This is a genomic window from Pedomonas mirosovicensis (assembly GCF_022569295.1).
Lineage (GTDB): Bacteria > Pseudomonadota > Alphaproteobacteria > Sphingomonadales > Sphingomonadaceae > Pedomonas > Pedomonas mirosovicensis.
The window spans coordinates 599,459-621,489 of sequence record NZ_JAKFIA010000001.1 but is presented as its reverse complement, the minus strand read 5'-3'; the positions used below and the strand labels follow the sequence as shown (position 1 = coordinate 621,489).

16 protein-coding genes are annotated in these 22,031 nt (G+C 66.5%); 6 read left to right on the top strand and 10 right to left on the bottom strand.

Annotated features, from left to right (window positions below; all coding sequences use genetic code 11):
• The first annotated feature begins 34 nt into the window (after positions 1-34).
• Both L0C21_RS02895 and L0C21_RS02890 read left to right on the top strand, forming a co-directional pair.
• Positions 35-496 (top strand): Lrp/AsnC family transcriptional regulator, encoded by a 462-nt coding sequence (locus L0C21_RS02895; RefSeq protein WP_259276933.1) that lies wholly within the window; start codon positions 35-37, stop codon positions 494-496.
• 319 nt (positions 497-815) lie between these two features.
• Entirely contained in the window at positions 816-1,439 is a 624-nt protein-coding gene (locus L0C21_RS02890; RefSeq protein ID WP_259276932.1) for a PEP-CTERM sorting domain-containing protein, read from the top strand.
• 263 nt (positions 1,440-1,702) lie between these two features.
• Here the strand turns inward: L0C21_RS02890 and cysQ are convergent, their stop codons facing one another.
• The 4 genes from cysQ to putA form a co-directional block, all read right to left on the bottom strand.
• The gene (gene cysQ, locus L0C21_RS02885; RefSeq protein WP_259276931.1) at positions 1,703-2,557 is read right to left on the bottom strand and encodes a 3'(2'),5'-bisphosphate nucleotidase CysQ; all 855 of its coding nucleotides are present in this window, start codon (positions 2,555-2,557) and stop codon (positions 1,703-1,705) included.
• 12 nt (positions 2,558-2,569) lie between these two features.
• On the bottom strand, positions 2,570-4,453 hold the full coding sequence (gene cysN, locus L0C21_RS02880; RefSeq protein ID WP_259276930.1) for a sulfate adenylyltransferase subunit CysN: 1,884 nt from the start codon (positions 4,451-4,453) through the stop codon (positions 2,570-2,572).
• Positions 4,453-5,424, bottom strand: coding sequence for a sulfate adenylyltransferase subunit CysD (gene cysD, locus L0C21_RS02875; protein WP_259276929.1), 972 nt, complete (start codon positions 5,422-5,424; stop codon positions 4,453-4,455). Before cysD ends, cysN begins: the two co-directional genes overlap by 1 nt.
• A gap of 296 nt (positions 5,425-5,720) precedes the next feature.
• Entirely contained in the window at positions 5,721-8,834 is a 3,114-nt protein-coding gene (gene putA / locus L0C21_RS02870; protein WP_259276928.1) for a bifunctional proline dehydrogenase/L-glutamate gamma-semialdehyde dehydrogenase PutA, read from the bottom strand.
• A 149-nt stretch (positions 8,835-8,983) separates the two neighbouring features.
• On the opposite strand from putA, the gene L0C21_RS02865 reads away from it, so the two are divergent.
• The gene (locus tag L0C21_RS02865) at positions 8,984-9,436 is read left to right on the top strand and encodes an Lrp/AsnC ligand binding domain-containing protein (protein WP_259276927.1); all 453 of its coding nucleotides are present in this window, start codon (positions 8,984-8,986) and stop codon (positions 9,434-9,436) included.
• Positions 9,437-9,458: 22 nt separating this feature from the next.
• Here the strand turns inward: L0C21_RS02865 and L0C21_RS02860 are convergent, their stop codons facing one another.
• The 4 genes from L0C21_RS02860 to L0C21_RS02845 all read right to left on the bottom strand — a co-directional run bounded on the left by L0C21_RS02860 (position 9,459) and on the right by L0C21_RS02845 (position 16,877).
• Entirely contained in the window at positions 9,459-11,393 is a 1,935-nt protein-coding gene (locus tag L0C21_RS02860; protein ID WP_259276926.1) for a putative bifunctional diguanylate cyclase/phosphodiesterase, read from the bottom strand.
• 315 nt (positions 11,394-11,708) lie between these two features.
• The gene (gene nhaA, locus L0C21_RS02855) at positions 11,709-13,034 is read right to left on the bottom strand and encodes a Na+/H+ antiporter NhaA (RefSeq protein ID WP_310593347.1); all 1,326 of its coding nucleotides are present in this window, start codon (positions 13,032-13,034) and stop codon (positions 11,709-11,711) included.
• Positions 13,035-13,112: 78 nt separating this feature from the next.
• Entirely contained in the window at positions 13,113-15,053 is a 1,941-nt protein-coding gene (locus tag L0C21_RS02850; protein WP_259276925.1) for a response regulator, read from the bottom strand.
• Positions 15,054-15,401: 348 nt separating this feature from the next.
• Positions 15,402-16,877: an asparagine synthetase B family protein gene (locus L0C21_RS02845; protein WP_259276924.1), complete on the bottom strand. Its 1,476-nt coding sequence runs from the start codon at positions 16,875-16,877 to the stop codon at positions 15,402-15,404.
• 437 nt (positions 16,878-17,314) lie between these two features.
• Between L0C21_RS02845 and L0C21_RS02840 the strand changes: the two genes are divergently transcribed.
• Together L0C21_RS02840 and L0C21_RS02835 are read left to right on the top strand one after the other, a co-directional pair.
• On the top strand, positions 17,315-18,502 hold the full coding sequence (locus L0C21_RS02840) for a class I SAM-dependent rRNA methyltransferase (protein WP_259276923.1): 1,188 nt from the start codon (positions 17,315-17,317) through the stop codon (positions 18,500-18,502).
• Between the two features lie 7 nt (positions 18,503-18,509).
• On the top strand, positions 18,510-19,646 hold the full coding sequence (locus tag L0C21_RS02835) for a glycosyltransferase (RefSeq protein ID WP_259276922.1): 1,137 nt from the start codon (positions 18,510-18,512) through the stop codon (positions 19,644-19,646).
• Between the two features lie 102 nt (positions 19,647-19,748).
• On the opposite strand, the gene L0C21_RS02830 is transcribed toward L0C21_RS02835, so the two are convergent.
• Together L0C21_RS02830 and L0C21_RS02825 are read right to left on the bottom strand one after the other, a co-directional pair.
• Positions 19,749-20,360 carry a PEP-CTERM sorting domain-containing protein gene (locus L0C21_RS02830; protein WP_259276921.1) on the bottom strand — a complete coding sequence of 204 codons (612 nt, stop codon included), beginning with the start codon at positions 20,358-20,360 and terminating at the stop codon, positions 19,749-19,751.
• A 137-nt stretch (positions 20,361-20,497) separates the two neighbouring features.
• Positions 20,498-21,364, bottom strand: a complete 867-nt coding sequence (locus tag L0C21_RS02825; protein WP_259276920.1) for a dienelactone hydrolase family protein — start codon at positions 21,362-21,364, stop codon at positions 20,498-20,500.
• Between the two features lie 112 nt (positions 21,365-21,476).
• On the opposite strand from L0C21_RS02825, the gene L0C21_RS02820 reads away from it, so the two are divergent.
• Entirely contained in the window at positions 21,477-22,004 is a 528-nt protein-coding gene (locus tag L0C21_RS02820) for an O-acetyl-ADP-ribose deacetylase (protein ID WP_259276919.1), read from the top strand.
• The last annotated feature ends 27 nt before the right edge of the window (positions 22,005-22,031 follow it).

Genomic DNA, 22,031 nt, shown 5'->3' with positions numbered 1-22,031 from the left:
TTGTTCCTAATAAACACGTTTATGGAGAACGAACGTGCCGCTCGACCGCATCGACCGCGCCCTGCTGACCGAACTGGAGCGGGACGCCCGCCAGTCCTTCGCCCAGCTCGGCGAGGCGGTGGGGCTTTCCAAAACCCCGGCATGGAAGCGGGTGCAAGCGCTGGAGAGTGCAGGAGTGATCGAGGGCTACCGCGCGCTCATCAACCCGCAGGCGGTGGGGCTGGAAATCCACGCCTTCGTGCAGGTGGAAGTGGCGTTCGAGCGGCACGACGCCTTCGAGGCCGCCGTGAAACGCCACCCCGCCGTGCTCGCCTGCTACGCCACGGCGGGCGACGCCGACTACGTGCTCGAAGTGCGCGCCCGCACCATGCCCGACCTCGACCAGCTCCTCCGGCAGGAGCTCTGCCTGCTTCCCGGCGTCAAACGCTTCTCCACCACCATCGGCATGAAAACCATCAAGGCCCACGGCGGCGTGATGGGACTGGTGGCGGGGTGAGGGCTGAAAGGGGGACCCTTGGCACTGCCACGCTATAGTTGCAGTGCCGGTCGCGCGTCGGTGCGGTTTACGTTTCTAACATATAATTACTAGGTTCTTTCAGCTAATCGCCTGATATGGCTCACCTTGGCCTATCGGCACGCATCTTGCGTCAACCGCCATGTTCCGTGTGTCCGGTAGCCCGGCCGCCCATACCGACACTCCGTCGCGTCAACCGTGTAGCGGTTGTTCAGCAACATCCATCGGTTGTCACAACGAAAGCGCGAATGCCGTTCGCGCCAGCGGCGGCTTGCGCCCCAAACAACACGGAGAATTGCAAATGAGAAAAGGCATCGCCTCGATTGCTGTTTCGGCCTTTGCGTTTCTGACTGCCCCGCAGGCCTTCGCCATCCCTGTCGGCGGTTTGCCGACCGGCGTCAGCGGAGACATCACCGACGGCCCCTTCGATCTGACCTTCACGCTCAACGGCGGCGAAGTCGTCGATGACGCCGATGCCACAAACGTCACGCCCAACCCGGCCCCCGGCGGCAACTGGCCGATCACCTTTTCCGTCATCAAGGAAGATCGCAGCGGCGACATGATGCCCGCGGCGGACTTCGTGGTGATCTCCGGCACCGTGTTTCACAACTTCGACCCGCACGCCGGCGAGGAAAACGGCGCAATCCTGAGTTTCAACGTCACATTCGAAACGCCGAACAATCCTCGCATCGTCGCCAACGCCATAGGGCAGGACTTCGAGAACATCCGCGCCCTGGACCATGAAGGACACCTCGACACCTATACGTTGAGGGCACAGTACACGTTCATCGGCAACAACATCCTGACCTGGTCGCTCACCATCAACGGCGAGCATCCGCGTGTCGTGCCGGAACCCGCCGCCCTTGCTCTCGTAGGGCTCGGCCTCATCGGCGCCGCCAGCCTGCGGCGCAGAAAAACCGCCTGACGGCATCCAGACAAGGGACGGCGGCAGCGCCGTCCCTTTCCTTGGCATGTGGGATTTGATTCTTTGCAGGAGGGATTCATCCCTTCTGCGCCTCCCATTCATTCTTACGGTCGCGTTTCCTGTGCGCTCCTGAAGCACGGCCCCTTTAACAAAGTTCAGAGGGCCGCACCCGCCATCCCACGCACGGCCCGATCATGACCGGGGGTGCAGGGGGTTTTGAAAACCCCCTGCAATCAAAAAGCCGTCAGGCTTACTTCCCCACCTCACCGCTGCCACGGCATGAGCTGCCTTGCCAACGCCGCCTCGGCGTCGCCGACGGCGATGAAGGGGATGTTCTCGAAGCCGGGTTTGGCGTAGCGGAGGGGTTCGCCGGTGGCGGCGTCGAAAACTGCGCCGCCTGCGCCCACGAGGAGGCCGTGTCCGGCGGCGGTGTCCCATTCGGAGCAGGCGTACCAGCGGGGGTAGAGGTCGGCCTTGCCGTCGGCGAGCATGGCGAACTTGATGCTGCTGCCGCGCCCGGTGACCTTGGCTTCGGGCAGGGTTTCGAGATAGCGTTTGGTTTGCACGTCGCGGTGGCGGTAGCTGGCGAGCACGATGAGCGGGCGGTTGCCGAGCCTGCGGGTGGAGACGGGCTCGCGCCGGTTCTGCCGGTCCAGCCGGAATGCGCCCAGCCCAAGGCCACCGGCCCAGAGCGTGCCCTCGCGCGGGGACATGACGACGCCGAGCACGGCTTCGTAATCAACGATGAGGCCGACGTTGACGGTGTAATCCTTGCCGCCGCGCACGAATTCCTTGGTGCCGTCCACCGGGTCGATGAGCCAGAAGGTGCCGCCGATATCGGAGGGCGCAAGCCCGGCGGAGAAGGCTTCCTCCCCGATGATGGGAATGTCGGGCGTGAGCGTTTTGAGGGCCGCCTCGATGATCTCCTCGGCGGCTTCATCAGCGGCGGTGACGGGGGATTTGTCCGCCTTCTGGCGGGTGGTGATGCCCTCCTCGCGGACGGCCTCGATGGCGTCGGCCGCCTCGCGGACAGGTTTGATGAGCGCATCCAGCAAGGCACGGCGAGCCTCGGGCGTCTCTAAGCCCGGTGTGATGCTCTCGCCGCTTCCTGCCGTCATGCCACTCTCACGCTAGATGATGCCGCGCGCCTCCAGATCCTGAACGATCCGCTCGGCCGCGGTTTCCGGCCCGCCGTCCGTCGGCCGCACGACCACCTCGGCAGAGTCCGGCGCTTCATAGGGGCTGTCGATGCCGGTGAAGTTCTTGATCTGCCCGGCCTTGGCCTTGGCGTAGAGACCCTTGGGGTCGCGTTTCATGCACTCCTCAAGCGGCGTATCCACATGGATTTCGAGGAATTCGCCCTCGCCCACGCGCTCGCGCACCATCTGCCGCTCGGCCTTGAACGGCGAGATGAAGCTGCACAGCACCACCAGGCCTGCGTCCACGAACAGCTTGGCCACCTCGCCCACGCGGCGAATGTTCTCCACCCGGTCGGCATCCGTAAAGCCGAGGTCGCCGTTGAGGCCGTGGCGCACGTTGTCGCCATCCAGCAGGTAGGTGTGGATGCCGCGCGCGTTCAGCTTCTGCTCAACGATGTTGGCGATGGTGGACTTGCCCGCCCCCGAAAGCCCGGTGAACCACAGCACGCCAGCGCCATGGCCCTTGATGCGGGCGCGCGCCTCGCGGTCCACCGCCAGATCCTGCTTGTGGATGTTGGTGGCGCGGCGCAAGCCGAAGCTGATGAGCCCCGCACCGACGGTCGCGTTGGTGAAGCGGTCGATGAGAATGAACGCGCCGGTCTCGCGGTTCTCGGCATAGGGGTCGATGGCAATGGGCGCCGCGGTCGCCACGTTGCAGAAGCCGATGCCGTTCAGCTCCAGCGTCTTGCCCGCCAGATGCTGGAGGGTGTTGACGCAAACCTTGTGCTTCAGCTCGGTTACGCGGGCGGGGACATACCGGGTGCCGATCCGCATGAGGTATTGCCGCTCGGGCAGCAGGGCTTCCTCGCCCATCCACAGGATGTGGGCAGCGAACTGGTCGGTTACTTCCGGGCGGGACTGGGCAAGCGCCAGCACGTCGCCCCGGGCGATGTCGATTTCGTCCTGAAGCGTGATGGTGACGGCGTCCCCCGCCACGGCTTCATCCAGGTCGCCGTCGGCGGTGACGATGCGGGCAACGATCGATTCCTTGGCCGACGCCGCCACGACCACCCGGTCCCCCACCTTCACCCGGCCCGAGGAAATGGTGCCGGAGAAGCCGCGGAAGTCGAGGTTCGGGCGGTTGACCCACTGGACGTAGAAGCGGAACGGCTTCTCGGCGAGGCCGGCTTCCACATCGACCGATTCCAGCCACTCGATGAGGCTCGGCCCCTCATACCAGGGCATGTTGTCGGAACGGGTCGTCACGTTGTCGCCGAAGCGGGCGGAGAGCGGAATCGGCGTGATGCTCTCGAAGCCGAGCTGCTCTGCGAACTCGCGGTATTCGGCGACGATCTTGTCGAACGTCTCCTGCGAGAAGCCGACGAGATCGATCTTGTTGATGGCGACGACGACGTGGCGGATGCCCAGCAGCGAACAGATAAAACTGTGGCGGCGGGTTTGCGTCAGCACGCCTTTGCGCGCGTCGACGAGGATGACGGCGGCATCCGAATTGGACGCGCCGGTCGCCATGTTGCGGGTGTACTGCTCGTGACCCGGCGTGTCCGCCACGATGAACGAGCGGTGCGGGGTGGTGAAGAAGCGGTAGGCCACATCGATGGTGATGCCCTGCTCGCGCTCGGCCTCGAGGCCATCCACCAGCAGCGCGAAGTCGATATCGCCCTCGCCCACGGTGCCGTGCTTTTTCGAGTCGCGCTCAAGGGCGGCCAGCTGGTCTTCGAAGATCAGCTTGGTGTCGTAAAGCAGGCGGCCGATGAGGGTGGACTTGCCGTCGTCCACCGAGCCGCAGGTGAGAAACCGCAGCAGGCTCTTGGCCTCAGCGTCGCCGTGGGGAATGGAGTGCTGATCGGGGCGCATCAGAAATAACCCTCGCGCTTCTTCTTTTCCATGGAGGCGGCTTCATCGCTGTCGATGAGGCGGCCCTGACGCTCGGAGGTGCGCGAGGCGCGCATCTCGGCGATGATGTCATCAAGCGTGGCGGCTTCGGATTCCACCGCCGCGCTCAGCGGATAGCAGCCGAGCGAGCGGAAGCGCACCATGCGGATCTCTTCCGTCTCGCCGGGGAGCAGCGGCAGCCGCTCGTCGTCGCGCATGATGAGCATGCCATTGCGCTTCACCACCGGGCGGGGCGCGGCGAAGTACAGCGGCACCACCGGAATGTTCTCGGCGCGGGTGTATTCCCAGATGTCCAGCTCGGTCCAGTTGGAGAGCGGGAAGACGCGGATGGTCTCGCCCTGCCGGATTTTCGTATTGTAAAGCTGCCAGAGTTCGGGGCGCTGGTTGCGCGGGTCCCACACGTGGCCCGCCGAGCGGAAGGAGAACACGCGCTCCTTGGCGCGGGACTTCTCCTCATCGCGGCGCGCGCCACCGAAGGCCGCATCGAAGCCGTATTTATCGAGCGCCTGCTTCAGCGCCTCGGTCTTCATCACCTGCGTGTGCAGCGACGAGCCGGACGCGATCGGGTTGATGCCCCGGCGCACGCCGTCCTCATTCTGGTGAACCAGCAGCTCCATGCCGTACTGCGTGCCGACCGTATCGCGGTGGGTAATCATGTCGCGGAACTTCCAGCCCGTATCCACATGCAAGAGCGGAAACGGCGGGCGCGACGGGAAGAAGGCCTTGCGGGCGAGATGCAGCATCACGCCCGAATCCTTGCCGATGGAATAGAGCATCACCGGGTTGTCGAACTCGGCGGCCACTTCCCGAATGATGGCGATGGACTCGGCTTCCAGCCGGCGCAGATGCTCGGTCAGCCCCGAAGACTGGCGCGCGATCGACGGCGCGGCGGATGCGATGACGGAAGTTGCGGCGGCGGATGTCTCGGACATGGCTTCCTGAACTCATGGATCGCGCGGAAAAATCAGCGCAAGGGCACGCAACGTTAATGCCCCATGGGTTCGACCCGAGACAAAGCAGTTTTTCTTGAACGTTCGAAAGCCATGCATGGGGTGGGAGCCGGACAAAGGAGGGTGTTCCGGCTCCCACCATTGGGGCACAGGATCGTGAGGGGATTGATCCTGTGCCCCAAACCGCTGGCGCATCCCTGCCTCTTAAAAGGCGGGCGCGCGTGCGAGATTTGTTTTCCCCAAGAGGGGTTATGCCCCCCCTTGAAGCTCCCTCAGCCTCAGACCGCCAGATCATCCGCCAGGGCCAGCAGCGAGGTGTTGCCGCCGGCCGAGGTGGTGTCGATGGAGACGGCGCGCTCCGCCGCGAAGCGCAGCAGGTAGTGCGGGCCGCCCGCCTTGGGACCGGTGCCGGACAGGCCCTCGCCGCCGAACGGCTGCACGCCAACGACCGCGCCGATCATGGAGCGGTTGACGTAGAGGTTGCCCACGTGGGCCGTGGCGGCCACCGTCTTGGCGGCCTCGCCCATGCGGCTGTGCAGGCCCATGGTAAGGCCATAGCCGGAGGCGTTGATGCGCTCGACCAGCTGGGCCAGCTCGCCTGCCTTCCAGGTGGCGACGTGCAGCACCGGGCCGAAGATCTCCTGCTTGAGGTCTTCCGGTTGGTCGAGCCGCACGATGGCCGGGCCGACGAAGTGGCCGTTCAGCTCCGCCGGCACATCCAGCCGGAACAGGATGCGGTCTGCGTTGCGCGCCAGATGGTCCTCGATCTTGGCGCGTGCAGCCTCGTCGATAACCGGGCCGATGTCGGTGGACAGCTCGCCCGGATCGCCCAGCCGCAGCTCGCACATCGCGCCGCGCAGCATATCGAGAATGCGCGGGGCCACGTCTTCCTGCACGCACAGGAGGCGCGCGGCGGAGCAGCGCTGACCGGCGCTCTGGAACGCCGAGATGATGACATCGCGCACCACCTGCTCCGGCAGGGCGGTCGAGTCGACGATCATGGCGTTGAGGCCGCCGGTCTCGGCGATGAACGGCACGATGGGCCGGGTGTCATCCTCCAGGAGCGTGCGGGCGATGCGCTTGGCGGTTCCGGTGGAGCCGGTGAAGGCAACGCCCATCACGCGCGGATCGCCCGTCATGGCCGAGCCCACGTCCGGCCCGCCGGGCAGCAGGTGGAACACCTCTGCGGGCACGCCCGCTTCCAGAATGAGGCGGGTGGCATGGGCGGCGATGAGCGGCGTTTGCGGCGCGGGCTTGGCGACGACGGCATTGCCCGCCACCAGCGCGGCCGTGATCTGGCCGAGGAAGATCGCCAGCGGGAAGTTCCACGGCGCGATGCAGGCGAACACGCCCCGGCCGGTCAGGCGCAGCACATTGCTCTCGCCGGTGGGGCCGGGCAGCGGCATGTCCTGGAACAGCTTGCGGGCCTGGACGGCGTAGTAGCGGCAGAAATCAACCGCCTCGCGCACCTCGGCCAGCGCATCGGGGATGCTCTTGCCCGCCTCGCGCACGGCCAGCGCCATCAGCACCGCGCGGTCGCGCTCTAGAAGATCGCCCAGGCGCTCGAGGCACTGGGCACGCAACGCAACATCACTTTGACTCCACGACTTGGCCGCCGCCTGCGCGATGCCGATGGCGCGGGCCACGTCCTGCGGCGTCGCCTCGACCACCGAACCGACGGTGCGGGTGCGATCCGCCGGGTCGATCACCGGCTTCGCCGCGCCCGCGACCACCTGGCCGCCGATAACCGGCGCCGCCGTGTGGGTTTTCGCCCAAACCTTCTGCATTTCCTCGAGCAACGCGGCGTTGATGGCCTCGTCAGACATGTCGATTCCTTCTGAATTACGGCGCTCGTCCCCGTAGATGTTGAGGGGCAGCGCAATCGCCGGGTGCGGCGTACGGTTGAGCCCTTCGACGGTGGAGGCAGGATCCCGGAGAAGATCGTCCGCCGCGACCATCGGGTCGGCAAGCTGGTGCACGAAGCTGGAGTTGGCGCCGTTCTCAAGCAGGCGGCGGACCAGATAGGCCAGCAGGTCGCTGTGGCCGCCCACCGGCGCGTAGACGCGGCAGTGGTAGCCCTGCCGTTCCACCAGCAGGTCGTGCATGCCGTTGCCCATGCCGTGCAGGCGCTGCAGCTCGAAATCGCGCCGCGCGCCCGCCCAGGTGAGGATGGTGGCCACGGTGTGGGCGTTGTGGCTGGCAAAGGCCGGATAGAGGTGCTTCTTCTGCAGCATCGCCTTGGCGCAGGCGAGGTAGCTGACATCCGTTGCCACCTTGCGGGTGTAGACCGGATAGCCGGAAAGCCCCTGCTCCTGCGCGCGCTTGATCTCGGCATCCCAGTAGGCGCCCTTCACCAGACGCACGGTCAGCTTGCGCTGCGTATCCTCGGCGAGCGCATCGGCCCAGTCGATCACGGCAAGGGCGCGCTTCTGGTAGGCCTGCACCGCCATGCCAAGGCCGTCCCAGCCCTTCAGCTCGGGCGCGCGGGCAATGGCCTCCATGATGTCGAGCGACATCTCCAGCCGGTCCGCCTCCTCCGCATCGACGGTGAGGCCGATGCCGGCTTCCCGCGCCTCGATGCACAGGCGGACCATCTTGTCGACCAGTTCGGGCACGCAGCGGTCGGCTTGCGCCACCTCATAGCGCGGGTGCAGGGCCGACAGCTTCACCGAGACGGTGTTGCGCTCCCAGAAGTCAGGCTCGCTCGCCGCATCGGCGCCGACGGCACGAATCGCATCCGTATAGGCCTTGAAGTAGCGCTCGGCGTCCTCGGCGGTGCGGGCGGCCTCGCCCAGCATGTCGAAGGAGTAGCGGAACAGCTTGTAGCCCGGCTTGGCGGCGCGGGTGAGCGCCTCCTCGATGGTGCGGCCCATCACGAACTGCTCGCCCATCACGCGCATGGCCGCCCCCACGCCGATGCGGATGAACGGTTCGCCCATGCGGGCGATGAGCTTCTTGAGAACGCCCGCAGTCTCGTCGTTCTTCACCAGCGCCTTGGTGATGACGAGGCCAAGGGTCGCGCTGTTGACCAGCACCGAACTGGCCTTGCCCTTGTGGGCCTCCCAGTCGGCGGAGGTCAGCTTGTCGCGGATGAGGGCATCGGCGGTCGGCACGTCCGGCACGCGCAGGTACGCCTCGGCGAGCGTGAGCAGCGCCAGGCCCTCCGCCGTGTTGAGGCGGTATTCGTGCAGGAAGCTGTCGATCATGCCGCCATGCTTCTGGGCGCGCACATGCGCGATCAGCTCGCGTCCCTTCTCCAGCACGGCCTGCCGCTCCTCGGCGGCGGGCGCCGCCTGGGGCACGAGGCCGGCCAGCACGTCGGATTCCGGCGCGCGATAGAGGTCCGGCAGGCGGGCCCTGATTGCGGCGAGGGATGCTGCGGTGTTCTTCATTTTTTTAGGTTCATTCAAGAGTTGAACTATCGTCGTTATTGTCTGAAACACATCAAATGTGCTTTTAATTTTGGGCCATCGCACCGATTTTTCATCGCCGGAAATAGGGCTTTGCCGTAGAACTTTCGACGATGGCGAGGGACGGTATCATGGACGAAATCGACCGCCGCCTGCTGCGGGACTTGCAGGCCAATGGACGCATCACGAATCAGGAGCTGGCGCAGCGAAACAGCCTGTCTCCGGCGGCCTGCCACGACCGGGTGCGCCGCCTGCGGGACCAGGGCTACATCAAGGGCTACACGGCGATTCTCGACCCGCACAAGCTCGACCGTTCGCTGATGATCTTCGTCGAGATCCTGCTCGACCGGACGACGGCGGACCTGTTCGATGACTTCGCCGCCGCCGTGCGGCGGATGCCCGATGTGCTGGAGTGCCACATGGTGGCCGGCGGCTTCGATTACCTCATCAAGGCGCGGGTGAAGGATATGGAGGCCTACCGGCAGTTCCTCGGCGACACGCTGGTGCGGCTGCCGGGCGTGCGTGAGACGCGCACCTATGCCGTGCTGGAAGAGGTGAAGAACACCCTCTCCATCCCGCTTTGACGCAAAAGGCGAGCCCGCTGGCTCAGCCGAGGGTGACCCGCCGGTCCTGCTCGCCGTAGCTGAACTTGCGGCCGAGCAGCCGGACAGCGGCGGAGCCGGGCACGGGCGGCGAGAAGAAGTAGCCCTGCGCCGTGGTGCAGCCCATGTCCAGCAGCGCCTGGGCGTCGGAGGCTGTCTCGATGCCCTCGGCGATGACCGGCAGCCCCAGGCTGCGCCCGAGGCCGATGATGGACTTGACGATGGTCGCGCTCTGCTCCTGCCCGTGCATGGTGCGGGTGAAGGAGCGGTCAATCTTGATCTTGTCCACCGGCAGCTGGGCCAGATGCCCGAGGCAAGAGTAGCCGGTGCCGAAGTCATCGAGCGAAATCCGCACGCCCCGGCTCTTGAGGCCGTGGAGGATGTACTTGGCCATGCGAATGTCCGAGGCCAGGGCATTCTCGGTCACCTCCACCTCGAAGCGGTGCGGCGGGAAGTTCACCTCCGCCAGCACGCCCAGCAGCTTGCCCGCGAGCCGGGGATCGATGAGCTGCTTCTGCGAGATGTTGACCGCGATGGTCGGCTCGCCCGGCCAGTCGCGGGCCTCGAGCAGCGCAGAGCGGACAAGGGCGAAGGTGAGATCACCGATGAGGCCGCTGTCCTCGGCAAACGAGATGAAGCTGACCGGGGAGATGACGCCGCGCGTCGGGTGGTTCCAGCGGGCCAACACCTCGAAGCCGAGGGGAGACCCGGTTTCCAGATCCACCACCGGCTGGAAGTAGGGAACGATCTGCCCCTCCAGGATGCCCTGCTTCAGCTCGGTCTGGAGCAGGGAGCGCTCGCGCAGGTCCGCATCCATCATGGGCTGGAAGAAACGCACCTCGCCCCGGCTTTCCGCCTTGGCGCGGGCCAGAGCCACGTCCGCCTTGCGGAGCAGCTCGTCAGGCAGGGCCGAATCATCCGGCCACAGGGCAACGCCGGCCGTTGCCCCCACGTCCACGCTGATGCCGTCCACCAGATCGTGCGCCGCGCTGACGGCGTCGATGATGCGCCGGGCCACGCGCAGCGGCGCGTCGCGGGTGTTGTGGCAGGCGATGACGATGACGAACTCATCATCGCCCAGGCGCGCGGCGATCTCGTCCTGGCGGACGGAGGCGGCGATGCGCCGGCCCACCTCGCGCAGCACCTGATCGCCCACCTCGTGGCCGAACTGGTCGTTGAGGTCGCGGAAGCCGTCGATGTCGAGCGCGATCACGGCGATGCGGTGCCCCGATCGCTCGGCGCGAATCATCATCTGCTGCACCTCCTCGACGAGGCGCTGGCGGTTGGGCAGGCCGGTGAGCGGATCGAAGCTGGAGAGGCGCTCCAGCTGGGCCTCCGCCAGGGCGAAGGCGGCTTCCGACTTCACCATGTCGAGGTTGAGGCGGCGCCAGATGAGCGCAAAGTACAGGAACCCGGCGACGACCATGCAGAGGAACACCCCCCACGAGCGCAACTGGGCCTCATGGATGCGCCGGTCCACATAGGCCCGCGCGGAGGACCGCAGGGTCGCCAGCTCCCGCCACAGCGAATCGCTGATACCCCGATACTCAGGCGAGCTGACCAGCTTCAGCGCCATATCGCGGTCGCCGGCGCGCACCAGCGCCAGCGCCTGCTCGTCCATCTGGCGGCGCGTCTGGCTGACAACCGCCAGCTGGCGTCCGTCCACCTCGCGCGGCAGGCGCCTGATGACCTCGTGCGGCAGCGGGTCCATCTGCGACATCAGCTGGTCGTGAACACCGAACCAGGCCTCGGACCCGGTGGCGGCGGCCATCTGGGTTGCGGCCACCAGCTTGCGGTCGAGCAGCCCGATCTCCCACGTCAGGTCGATGGCCTGACGCGCGTCGGTGAGCATGGCGGGATAGCGGTAGTGGAACAGGGCGCGCTCGGTGAGCAGGAAACCGAGCACGAACATCAACCCGAGGAAGGCCAGCAGGACCATATGACGGGCTGTCCGCGTTGCCTGGCGGACACTCAAGCTACTTGTACTCAGCCGATCCCTCGCCATAGTCCCTGGCGAAACTCCCTGCCTGCGGCCAGAGACCCATCCAAACTCAACGGGCCGGGATTATCTCTGGAATATACTGCGAAATATTAGACACCTGCTTTGTTAACGAAAGCGTTAACATTGCAAGCAACGAATATTCGCTCTGTCGTGTTGTACGGCAATTCTGTCCAGGCAGCAGGATGAATCGAGCAAATTCAACGCAGGGCGCCCCACCCGAACGGGTAGGACGCCCTGGCGAAGATCCCATGTTCAGGCAGTGTGCTCCCGGCGGCGCGGGGCGAGGGCAAGAACAGCGATGCCGACGAGCGAGGAGATGATCGAGCCCGTCAGGATGCCGAGCCGGACCTCGTTCATATAAAGCGGGGTGGTAAAGGCGAGGCCGCCGATGAACAGGCTCATGGTAAAGCCGATGCCGCACAGGATCGCCATGCCGTAGAGGCTCGTCCACGTCGCCTCGTAGGGCATGCGCGCCCACTTCATTTTAATCATCAGCCAGCAACTGCCGAAAATGCCGATCTGCTTGCCGATGAACAGGCCCGCGGCAATGCCCAGCGGCAGCGGCTCCAGCAGCAGCGACAGCGACAGGCCCTCAAGGTCAACGCCCGCGTTGGTGAAGGCGAACAGCGGCAGGATGAGGAAGGAGACCCACGGGTGCAGGCCGTGCTCCAGCCGCTTGAGCGGTGATCCCTGATCTTCCCTCCGGGGTTGCAGCGGAATGGTGAGCGCGGTCAGCACGCCCGCGATGGTGGCATGCAGCCCGGATTTGAAGATGAAGAACCACAGAAACGCGCCGACGAGCAAGTAAGGCCACAGCCGCATCTGGCCCGACCGGTTGAACGCTATCAGAATGGCGAGGCAGACCGCCGCCCCCAGCAGATAGCCGAGGCTGAGATGGGCGGTATAGAACAGGGCGATGACGACGATCGCCCCCATGTCGTCGACGACGGCGATGGCGGTCAGCAGCACCTTGAGCGACACGGGCGCGCGCTTGCCCACCAGCGAGAACAGGCAGATGGCAAAGGCAATGTCGGTGGCCGACGGAATGGCCCAGCCGCGCAGCGTCTCCGGCGTATCCATGTTGAAGGCCACGTAGATGAGGGCCGGAACCACCATGCCGGCGATGGCCGCCACCACCGGCAGGATCACCTGATCGCGGCTGGACAGCTGGCCTTCCAGAATCTCGCGTTTGATCTCCATGCCAACCAGCAGGAAGAAGATGGCCATGAGGCCGTCGTTGATCCACAACACCAGCGGCTTGGTGAGGCTGTAGCTGTCCAGCCCCACCGTGAGCGGAAAGTTCTGGAGGAAATCGTAAAGGCCGGAGAACTCTGAATTCCGCATGAAAACGGCAACGGCCGCCGCGATCAGCAGCAACAGGCCGCCCGCAGCCTCCATCCTGAGGAAGTTCAGCAGCATCTGCGCCGCCCCCCCTACGCACTTGTCGCGCCATTCAACTCTCTCCGCTCGAAGATGAAACGCCGAGGCCACGCTGAACGGCTCCGGCATCGACTCCCAGACCAGCCCCGGCCGTGCGCCAAACAAGCGCGCCGAAGCCGCAAATTCGGGGCGCAGCATAGGAACCACCTGTTGAGAGGACAATAAAAACCGGGCGCGGCGCAGGTGGCCCCAGGGTTGCCGGTGGGAAAATGCGGCTCAGGCGCGGGGCGGCAGGTCGAGGCTGGCGGCAAGCTGGGCGCGGCTGAAAGGCTTGGGCAGAAGCATCGTATTGCCGTTTTCCACCGTCTTCATCCCCGTGATGTCGCCCGACATCAGCACGACCCGCAGGTGGGGGAAGCGCGCCCCGATCTGCTGCGCGAGCCACAGGCCGCTCCGCTCGCCTTCCAGCCCGAGATCAGCAAGGACCGACGTGATGGAGGCATCCTTTTCCAGCAGCGCCAGCGCCTCGTCTGCCGTTGCCGCCGTCGCCGCCGGACAGCCGAGGCTGGCAAGCTCGGCAATGGTGGCCTCGCGCATCAGGTCGTCATCATCCACCACCAGCACGTGGGGCGCAGCCGGAGCAACCTTGACCGGGGCAGCCTCGGCCTGGGAAGCATCGGGCGCGGCGGCCTGGACAGGCTGAAGCTGCGGCGCGCCCGTCAGATCAGGCGCCGCCTCGAAAGGCTCCGCCGGGCGGCCGGTAAGCACCGCCAAGTCATCGTCGCCTGGAATTACGGGCATGAAGAGCGGCAGCTCGATTTCCAGAACGGGGCCGCAGCCAGGCTCCTCGACGAACTGCGCCTGCCCGCCCGATTGGCGGATGAAGCCGGCAACGAGGCTGAGACCGAAGCCACCCCCCGCAATCGAGGACGTGCCGCTGCTGTACGGCTCTTCCAGCAGACGGCGGGCGTCTTCCATGTCCAGCCGCGTGCCCGATCGGGCAATGGTGAGCACCACGGCATCGGGCGGCGCGCCTTCCTGCCGCGACATCGCCTCGAAACGGGAGCGAAAGCTCACCCGCCCGCCTTCGGGCAGCACGGACTGGCAGTAGGCCAGCACGTTTACCAGCGCGGCCCGCATCCGCGTCGGGTCAAGCAGAACCGGGCATTCGCCGTCGGCCAGATCGTAGTACAGCTCGATCTCAGGCCCGAGGACCGATTTGAACTCAACCGCCTGCTCCCGAAGGAAGGTATGCAGGTCCAGCTCCTCCGCCATCAGGTCCAGGCGGCCGGCAAAGGCGCGCAGCTTGTCGGTCAGGTCGGCCCCGCGCTGGGCTGCGCTGTGCATCCGCTCGATGCGGCGGCGCAGAGATGCCGGCAGGCCTTCTTCTTCCATCAGCAGAATCTCACTGGCGGTCAGGATGACGGTCAGCACGTTGCTGAAATCGTGCGCCAGGCCCGCCGCCAGCCGGGTCATCGCCGCCTCGCTTTCCGCCTGGAGGCGCTCGAGCGCGCTGGAAACATCGCCGCTGCTCATCTCAAGGATTGCCAGCACCAGGTTGGTGTGGCCCTTCTCCCCAGCCGCGCCATCCTGGGCAGGCGCCAGGATCAGGCGAACCGTCTGCGCCTGGTCCTCTTTATCGCCAGGCAAGGTCAGCAGCTCGCAAACCGGCTCATTCCTGCACAGCGTCTCGGTGATTACCGGCCACAGCCCGCTCCGGCCGGCCGCCGTGAACAGGCCGGCAAGCGTCGGCGGCTGGTCCGTCTCGATACTTCGCTGCAGCCAGCCCTGCGCCTCCGGGTTGGCATAGATTACCGGCCCGAACGCCGCGGTGCTCTTATCCAGCGCAGCGACCATGACGCCTGCCTGCGCCCGTTCGACCACGCTTGCGAGGGCCCTGCGGTTTTCATTCCCCTGGCCCGGCAGCAGGACGGGGCGGTAACGCAGCACGCCGGCCAGCGCAAGGCCGCCGGCAATGAGGCCCACCGCCTCCATGGCGATACGGTCGGGCGCGTCCGCAGCCTGGTGCAACACGGTAAAGGCCGCGCCGATCAGAACGCCCGCGCCAACGACGGCAAGGCCGGCCAGCACCAGCCGCAGCCCACCGGGCGAGGCGCGCCAGGCCGGGCGGCGGATCATCAGGGCAATGAGAACCGCCAGCCAGACCGCGCAGGCCAGGCCGCGCAGGAGAGACGGGCTGAGCGTGAACAGGGTCATCGCCAGGGGCCTTTCGGGGCGCGCATTCAGACCTTTCAGCAGATCAACGCATCGCCCCCGGCAGATGCCGCATCCGGTGGCTCCGGGTTAGACTCAAAAGAAGCCGGGAAAGCCGCGGGAGGCACGCCGCCAGCGCAGCCCGGCCGGCGAACGCGCAAGGCCGCGCGGCAACCCCCGCCACCCCATGCACGCCGGCGTGGCGGGAGCGCTTCCGCGTGTCGTCTCCCAACTCCAGATGCCGCAACCGCCGAAGCCCGGTTTGGTTCAAATTAAAATGCGAGGTTTCGGCGCGTTCCGTCGCAAATCTCTTCGCACGGGGGCGGAGACCCCTTGGCGTCAAGAACCATTCTACACGGCCAGCCGGCTGCCCAGCTTTCCGGCCAGGTGCTCAAGCGTCGCGATGCGGCGGTAGAGGGTGGCGTCGGCCAGCCGGTCCATGCGGAAGTAGCGGCGCATGGCGGGGAAGGTGAGGTCGATCACCCGGCCGAGGTACTCCGGGGCCATGAAGCCGGTGGGCTGCAAGGCGGGGCGGCCCTTGATGGCCTGCTTCATCCGCCAGCCATAGCGGCGCAGCCACGGCGGCCGGTAGAGGCTGACGGCTTCCGACAGGCGGTGTTTGAGGCTGGCGGCCTCAAGGAAGCTGTGACCGTAGGCGGACATGTAGCCGGCCAGGCGCGGGTGGATGGTGGCGAGAAGCTGGCTCTGGAACGCGCCGTGGTTGCGGGCGGCAACCGGCAGGTGGATGGTCTCCCTCACCATCTGATACTCAAAGAAGGGCATGAAATAGGCGCCGAACCGGCCGACCATGCTGATCTCCCGCCCGAAGAACGGCGGGCAGCGGAACAGGGGGTAGGCGCTTTCCACCTCCGCGCGGGTGAGGGTGCCCGAGGCATTCCCCAGCGCCCGGCGCAGCTTGGCGTCCATGGCGTTGAAGTAGGCGGCCTCATCGAAGGCGTCCGTGCAGTCCTCCGGATCGAAGCCGGAATAGAAGGCGTAGAGGATGTCCCGGCTGTGGAAGGGCCGGTCGCGCAGGTAGAAGTAGTTGCGGAAAATCTCCCCCGCCGCGCCGGAGACGGCGAGCGCCCCTTCCTTCGCCCGGTTATGGCGGGCGACCGAATTGCCGCCGTTGTCGAACAGGCCGCCATCGATGGGCACGCCGTCCATCTCATGGAAGTTATGCTCGACGATCTCGGCGAACCGGTCCGGGTCCACCTTGGCGTAGGCCGCCTTGTTGAACACCTCAACGTCAAAGCCTTCCGCCTTGCCGATGGCCGTTGCCACCGACACGTCCTCGTCGCCGTCCGAGCCGTAGACGTAGACATGCGGCTTCACGCCCGCATCCAGCAGCAGGGCGAGCACGAGGCGGCTGTCGAACCCGCCTGACAGCGGACATTGGATATTGTCGCCGAAGGTTTTCAGTGGGCCGGTGAACAGCGACCGCAGCCGGTCCGCCTGCTGCTTCACGTCGGCGGCCAGGGGGTCGAAGCGGGCGTCCAACCCTTTTCGAACGGCATGGACCGTGACGGCCTCGCCCAGCTCCAGCTGCTCGAAGGGGGAGAGTTTGGTGATCTCGGCCAGCACCGTGGACTCGCCCAAGGGCGTCGCGTTGAACACGAACTCGTAGAGCCCTTGGCGGTCGAAGCTCACCCGAGGGAGCGACTCCGCAGCGGCGAGGAAGGAGGTGGCGACCACCTCGTGCCCCGGCGTGGCGTAGACATGGAACGCGCCGAAATAGTCGTTGAGGATGAACAGCCTGCCGCCCTTGCAAGCCAGCAGCGCGAAGTGGCCGGTGATGCGCCCCCCACCCCTCGAACGGCAGGGCAAGGTCCCCCCAAAAGGCGCTTGAGCGCCGCCTCGCTCGCCTCCCCGTCGTAGAAAAGCGTGCCGGCAACCGCGATGAAATCCGCGCCATTGCTTGCGAAGGTCGCCGCCGGGCCGGGGTGGACATGGCCTGCCAGCAGCCCTGCGTGGGTGGGCGTCTCGAACCGGCGCGGGGTGCTGAACCCGTGGGCGGCAAACTGCGCCTCCGCCGCCGCAAGCCTTGTTTCAGCCGCTTCGTTCTTCCGGCAAACATACCAGCCGCCCATAAACCCCCTCGCCCCGGTGTCTTCACCCATTCCATATAGAGTGATTTCATTTTGGATGGCAGAGGAACTGGCCATTGCCTGTTGCCCGTCCCAAGTTATGCAGGACCAAGTCCTGCGGGCCCAAGTTATGCAGGACTCATTGCAACTCTTGGCAGGTGCGGCTACGTCCTCCCTATGACTTCCGACGAAAATGAACCGAAAATCTTCCTGGCCCGCAACGTCAAGCCCGCGAGCGTGCGCGGGCGGCCCTGGGTCTTCTCCAACCAGCTGCAGTTCTCGGCCGATGTGCGCGCCATCGCGCCCGGCACAGTGGTGCGGCTGGCCGAGGCGGACGGGCGCCTGCTCGGCCTCTATCACTTCAACCCCCATTCGCTGATCGCGGCGCGGCTGCTCACCCGCAACCACAGCCGCACCATCGATGCCCGCTTCTACAAGGAGCGGATCGAGAAGGCCCTCACCCTCCGCGAACGCCTGTTCGACCGGCCGTTCTACCGCCTCGTGCACAGTGAGGGTGATTTCCTCCCCGGCCTCGTCATCGACCGTTACGGCGATGCCGTTGTCGTGCAGCCCAACACGGCGGGCATGGACGCGCACAAGGAGATGATCCTCGAGGCGCTGCAAGCGGTTTTGAAGCCCAAAACCATCGCGCTCGTCTCCGGCGGCGCGGCGCGCACGCTTGAGGGGCTGGAGCCGCTGAACGAGGTGCCAGTGGGCGCCATCGACGGCCCGGTGCAGCTGGAGGAAAACGGCCTCACCTACTTCGGGGACCTGACCGGCGGCCAGAAGACCGGCTGGTTCTTCGACCACCGCCTCAACCGCGCCTTCGTCTCCCGCTTGGCCCGCGGCCAGGACGTGCTCGACCTCTACACCTACGCCGGGGCGTTCGCGCTGGCGGCGGCATCGGGCGGGGCGAACAGCGTGACGGCGGTCGATCGCTCCGACTCCGCGCTCCAGCTCGCCAACAAGGCCGCCGAGGCCAACGGGCTTGCCGACAAGGTGACGACCGTGACGGCGGATGTGTTCGAATATCTCCAGAACGACACCCGCCACTACGGCGTGGTGGTGGCGGACCCGCCCGCCTTCGCCAAGAGCCGCAAGGACATCCCCTCGGCGATGAAGGGCTACGAGAAGCTGGCGCGGCTCGCCGTGCAGCGGGTCGCGCCCGATGGCCTCCTCTGCATCGCCTCGTGCAGCCACCACATCTCGGCCGAGGCCTTCCAGGAGGCGACCAGCGCCGGCATCCGCACCGGCGGGCGCGCGGCAAAGCTGATCCACGCCGCCGCCGCCGGGCCGGACCACCCGGTCCACCCGCTGCTGCCGCAGACCGCCTACCTCAAGTTCCTCGTCTACGCGCTGGACTAAGGGCGGAATGCTGACCCGGCCCCGCTGGCTCCATGTAATGCCCACCTTCAACCTGGGCGGTGCGGAAACCCGTACCGCCCGGTTGATGAATGCCTTCGGGGATCGGGTCGAGCATATCGTGGTGCCCACTCTTGCCGGGCAGACGGCAGCAGCCAAGCTGCTGGACCCCGCCGTGCCGGTGGCGTTTCCCGAACCGCCCTGCCGTTTCAAGGGGCCGGCGCTCCCCGTGCGTCTGTGGGAAATCGGGCGATACCTGCGCCAGGGCAACTTCGACCTGGTGCTCACCTACAACTGGGGCTCCATCGAGGTGGCGATGGCCAACCGGCTGTTCGCCCGCCGCCCGCTGGTGCACCATGAGGACGGCTTCGGGCCGGAGGAAGCGCAGACGACGCTGCCCCGCCGCAACCACTTCCGCCGCCTCGCCCTGCCGGGGGCCCATGCGCTCGTCGCCTGCTCCCGCCGCATCGAGAGCCTGGCGCTCAACGAATGGGGCCAGCCGCCGACCCGGGTGCGCTTCATCCCCAACGGGGTGGAGATTGCCCCGTTCGATGTGCCGCCGCCGCCGAACGCCATTCCCGGCTTCGTGAAGCAGCCGGGCGATCTGGTGGTGGGCACGCTGGCGGGCCTAAGGGACGTGAAGAACCTGCCGCGGTTGGTCCGCGCCTTCGCCGCCGCTGCAAGAGGCCGCATGGACTGCTGGCTCATCATCGGCGGGCAGGGACCGGAAGAAGCAGCAATCAAGGCCGAGGCGGCGCGCGAGGGCGTGGCCGACCGGCTGGTGATGCCGGGCTACCTCACCAACCCCGCCCGCTACGTGGGCCTGTTCGATGTTTACGCGATTTCATCGGATACCGAGCAGTTCCCCATCAGCCTTGTCGAGGCCATGGCCGCCCGCCTGCCCGCCGCCTGCACCGACGTGGGCGATATCGCCCGGATCATCGCAAAGGAGAACGCGCCCTTCGTGGTGCCCGCAAACGACGAGGCGGCGTTCGCTGCGGCCCTCGCCGCGCTGCTGGCAGACGATACGCTGCGCGCGAGGGTCGGCGCGGCCAACCGCGCGCGCGTCGAGGCCGAGTTCACACAAGAGAAGATGGTCGCCGCCTACGCCCGCCTCTACGCCGAAGCCTCGGGGCGCGCGTTTTAGCTTTTGTATTTTAAAGGATTTTTTGCAGGGGGATCCCCGTGCGCGAAGGCGCACAACCATCAAGCTCCCCCTGCACTCCTTTTCGTTTTTCGGGACGCGCCCTTACGCAGCCCGACGCCGCGTTGCCGCGCCCACGCCCGCAAGGCCGAGGCCGACGAGCGTCAAGGTCAGCGGCTCGGGCACCGGCGTTTCGCCGGAGCCGACGACGGCCCCGAATGCGGCCGAGGGCCAGCTGTCCCTGAAGTAAAGCACGCCGCCGGTGGTCTCAACCGGCATGTGATCCCACTGCAGCAGGTGGCCGCCGCTCGCCGCGGCGAACTCAACGCTGGTCAGCATATCCCACCCGGAGAAGCGGGCGTCGTACACGCTGAACAGGTCGTGCCCGGTGCCGTAGGAGAAGCCTGCCGCACCTGCCTGCATGTTCACGTATGACCGCGTGGGCGACAGGAAGGTGAAGCTGCCGAGGCCATCGATGGTGATGGAGGCGGTCAGGTGATCGAGAGTGAAGACGCCGTCGGCCGAACTGCCCTGGCGGTCGTCCGTGTCGCCCGTCGCGGTGATGGTGAAGCCGGTCGTCCCGAATGCGATGCCATCCAGCGAGCCCCAGCCCTCGCCCGAGTAGGTGAAGGTGATCGGTGCCGCCTGCGCCGGAGCGGCGAGGAACAGAGCCGCGGATGCCAGCAGGCCCGCCGTCAGTGCGCGAAGATGCTTCATTTTGAATGCCCCTGAAAACTCGTTTCGAGGGAGCAAGCAAAACGGGGGCCAACTGGCCGCTTATACGCAATATCAACGAACTATATAGTTAAGGCCACGCCATGGCCCCGGCCGGTGTAAAGCGTACCGACGCCTCCCTACCGCAGATGCCGCCCGAACCAGCCGAGCGTCTCCTTCCACGCGGCCGTGGCGGCCTCGCGGTTGTAGCTGGGCCGGTAGTCCGCCAGGAAACCGTGCTCGGCCTCCGAATAGACGATGATTTGCGAGGGCGAGCGGGCCTGCGCCAGCGCGACCCGCATCGCCTCCACGTGTTCCAGCGGGATGCCGCGATCCTGCCCGCCGTAAAGCCCCAGCACCGGGGCTTTGAGCCGGTCTACCACATCAATCGGATAGGTGGGCTGCATGCTGTTCGGCTCGCCCCGCAGGCGGCCATACCAGGCGACGCCCGCCTTCACGCCTGGGTTGTGCGCCGTATAGAGCCAGACGATACGCCCGCCCCAGCAGAAGCCGGTGATGCCGAGCAGATCGGCATTGCCGCCGTCCTTGCCGGTAAAGGCGACGGTGGCGTCAAGATCGCCCATCACCTGCGCGTCCGGCACCTTGGAGACAATGGTGCGGACGAGCGTTGGAATGTCCGCCACCTTGGTGGCATCGCCTTGCCGCGCATAGAGATCGGGGGCGATGGCATAGTAGCCAGCCTTGGCGAAGCGGCGCACGATGTCCTGAATCCAGGCATGGACGCCAAAGATCTCCTGCACCACGAGGATGACCGGCCGCGGCCCGCCGCCTGCGGGCTTGGCGCGATAAGCGGGAATGGAGCGGTCATGGACCGGCACCTGCACCCAGCCGGCATCCAGCCCCTCGCTGTCAGTGCGGATGGCAGAGGCCGCAACCGGGCCGGCCGCAACCGCGAACCCGGCGGCGGCCGCCGCGCCCAGCGCCTGGCGGCGAGACCATTGCGCGGTGGAGATCCAGTCTGCATCCTCGGGGAGTTGGCGTGTCATAGCGGCCCTTCCAGCCCTTCCGGTTCATCCTATGCTCATTCCCTCGGGACGAAACGCGCCCAAGGCACTCAAAACCATCAGCAGATTAGCCGCAAGCGCATGGAGAAGAAACATGTCTGATCGGCTTGAGGTCATAACCGGCGATATCACCACCTGCGCGCTCGATGCCATCGTCAACGCCGCCAACGAAAGCCTGCTGGGCGGCGGCGGGGTGGACGGCGCGATCCACCGCGCGGCCGGGCCCGAACTGCTCGCCGAATGCCGCGGCCTGGGCGGCTGCCCCACCGGTGAGGCGCGCATCACCAAGGGCTACAACCTGCCCGCCCGGCATGTCATCCACACCGTCGGCCCCATCTGGCGCGGCGGACAGGCCGGGGAGCCGGAACTGCTGGCCCGCTGCTATCGCAACAGCCTCGACCTCGCCGCTCACCACGGCCTTCGCGCCATCGCCTTTCCCGCCATCTCCACCGGCGTCTACGGCTACCCGGCCGATGAGGCCGCGCGCATCGCCGCCCGCACCACGCTCGACTGGCTGGCCGCCCACCCGAACGCCATGGACAAGGTGATCTTCGTCTGTTTCAGCGAACCCTCGGCGCGAGCCTACCGGGAGGCGGTGGAGGCGGAGGGCAGGGCTTCCTGAAGGGTTTCTTTTCGCAGGGAAGACCCT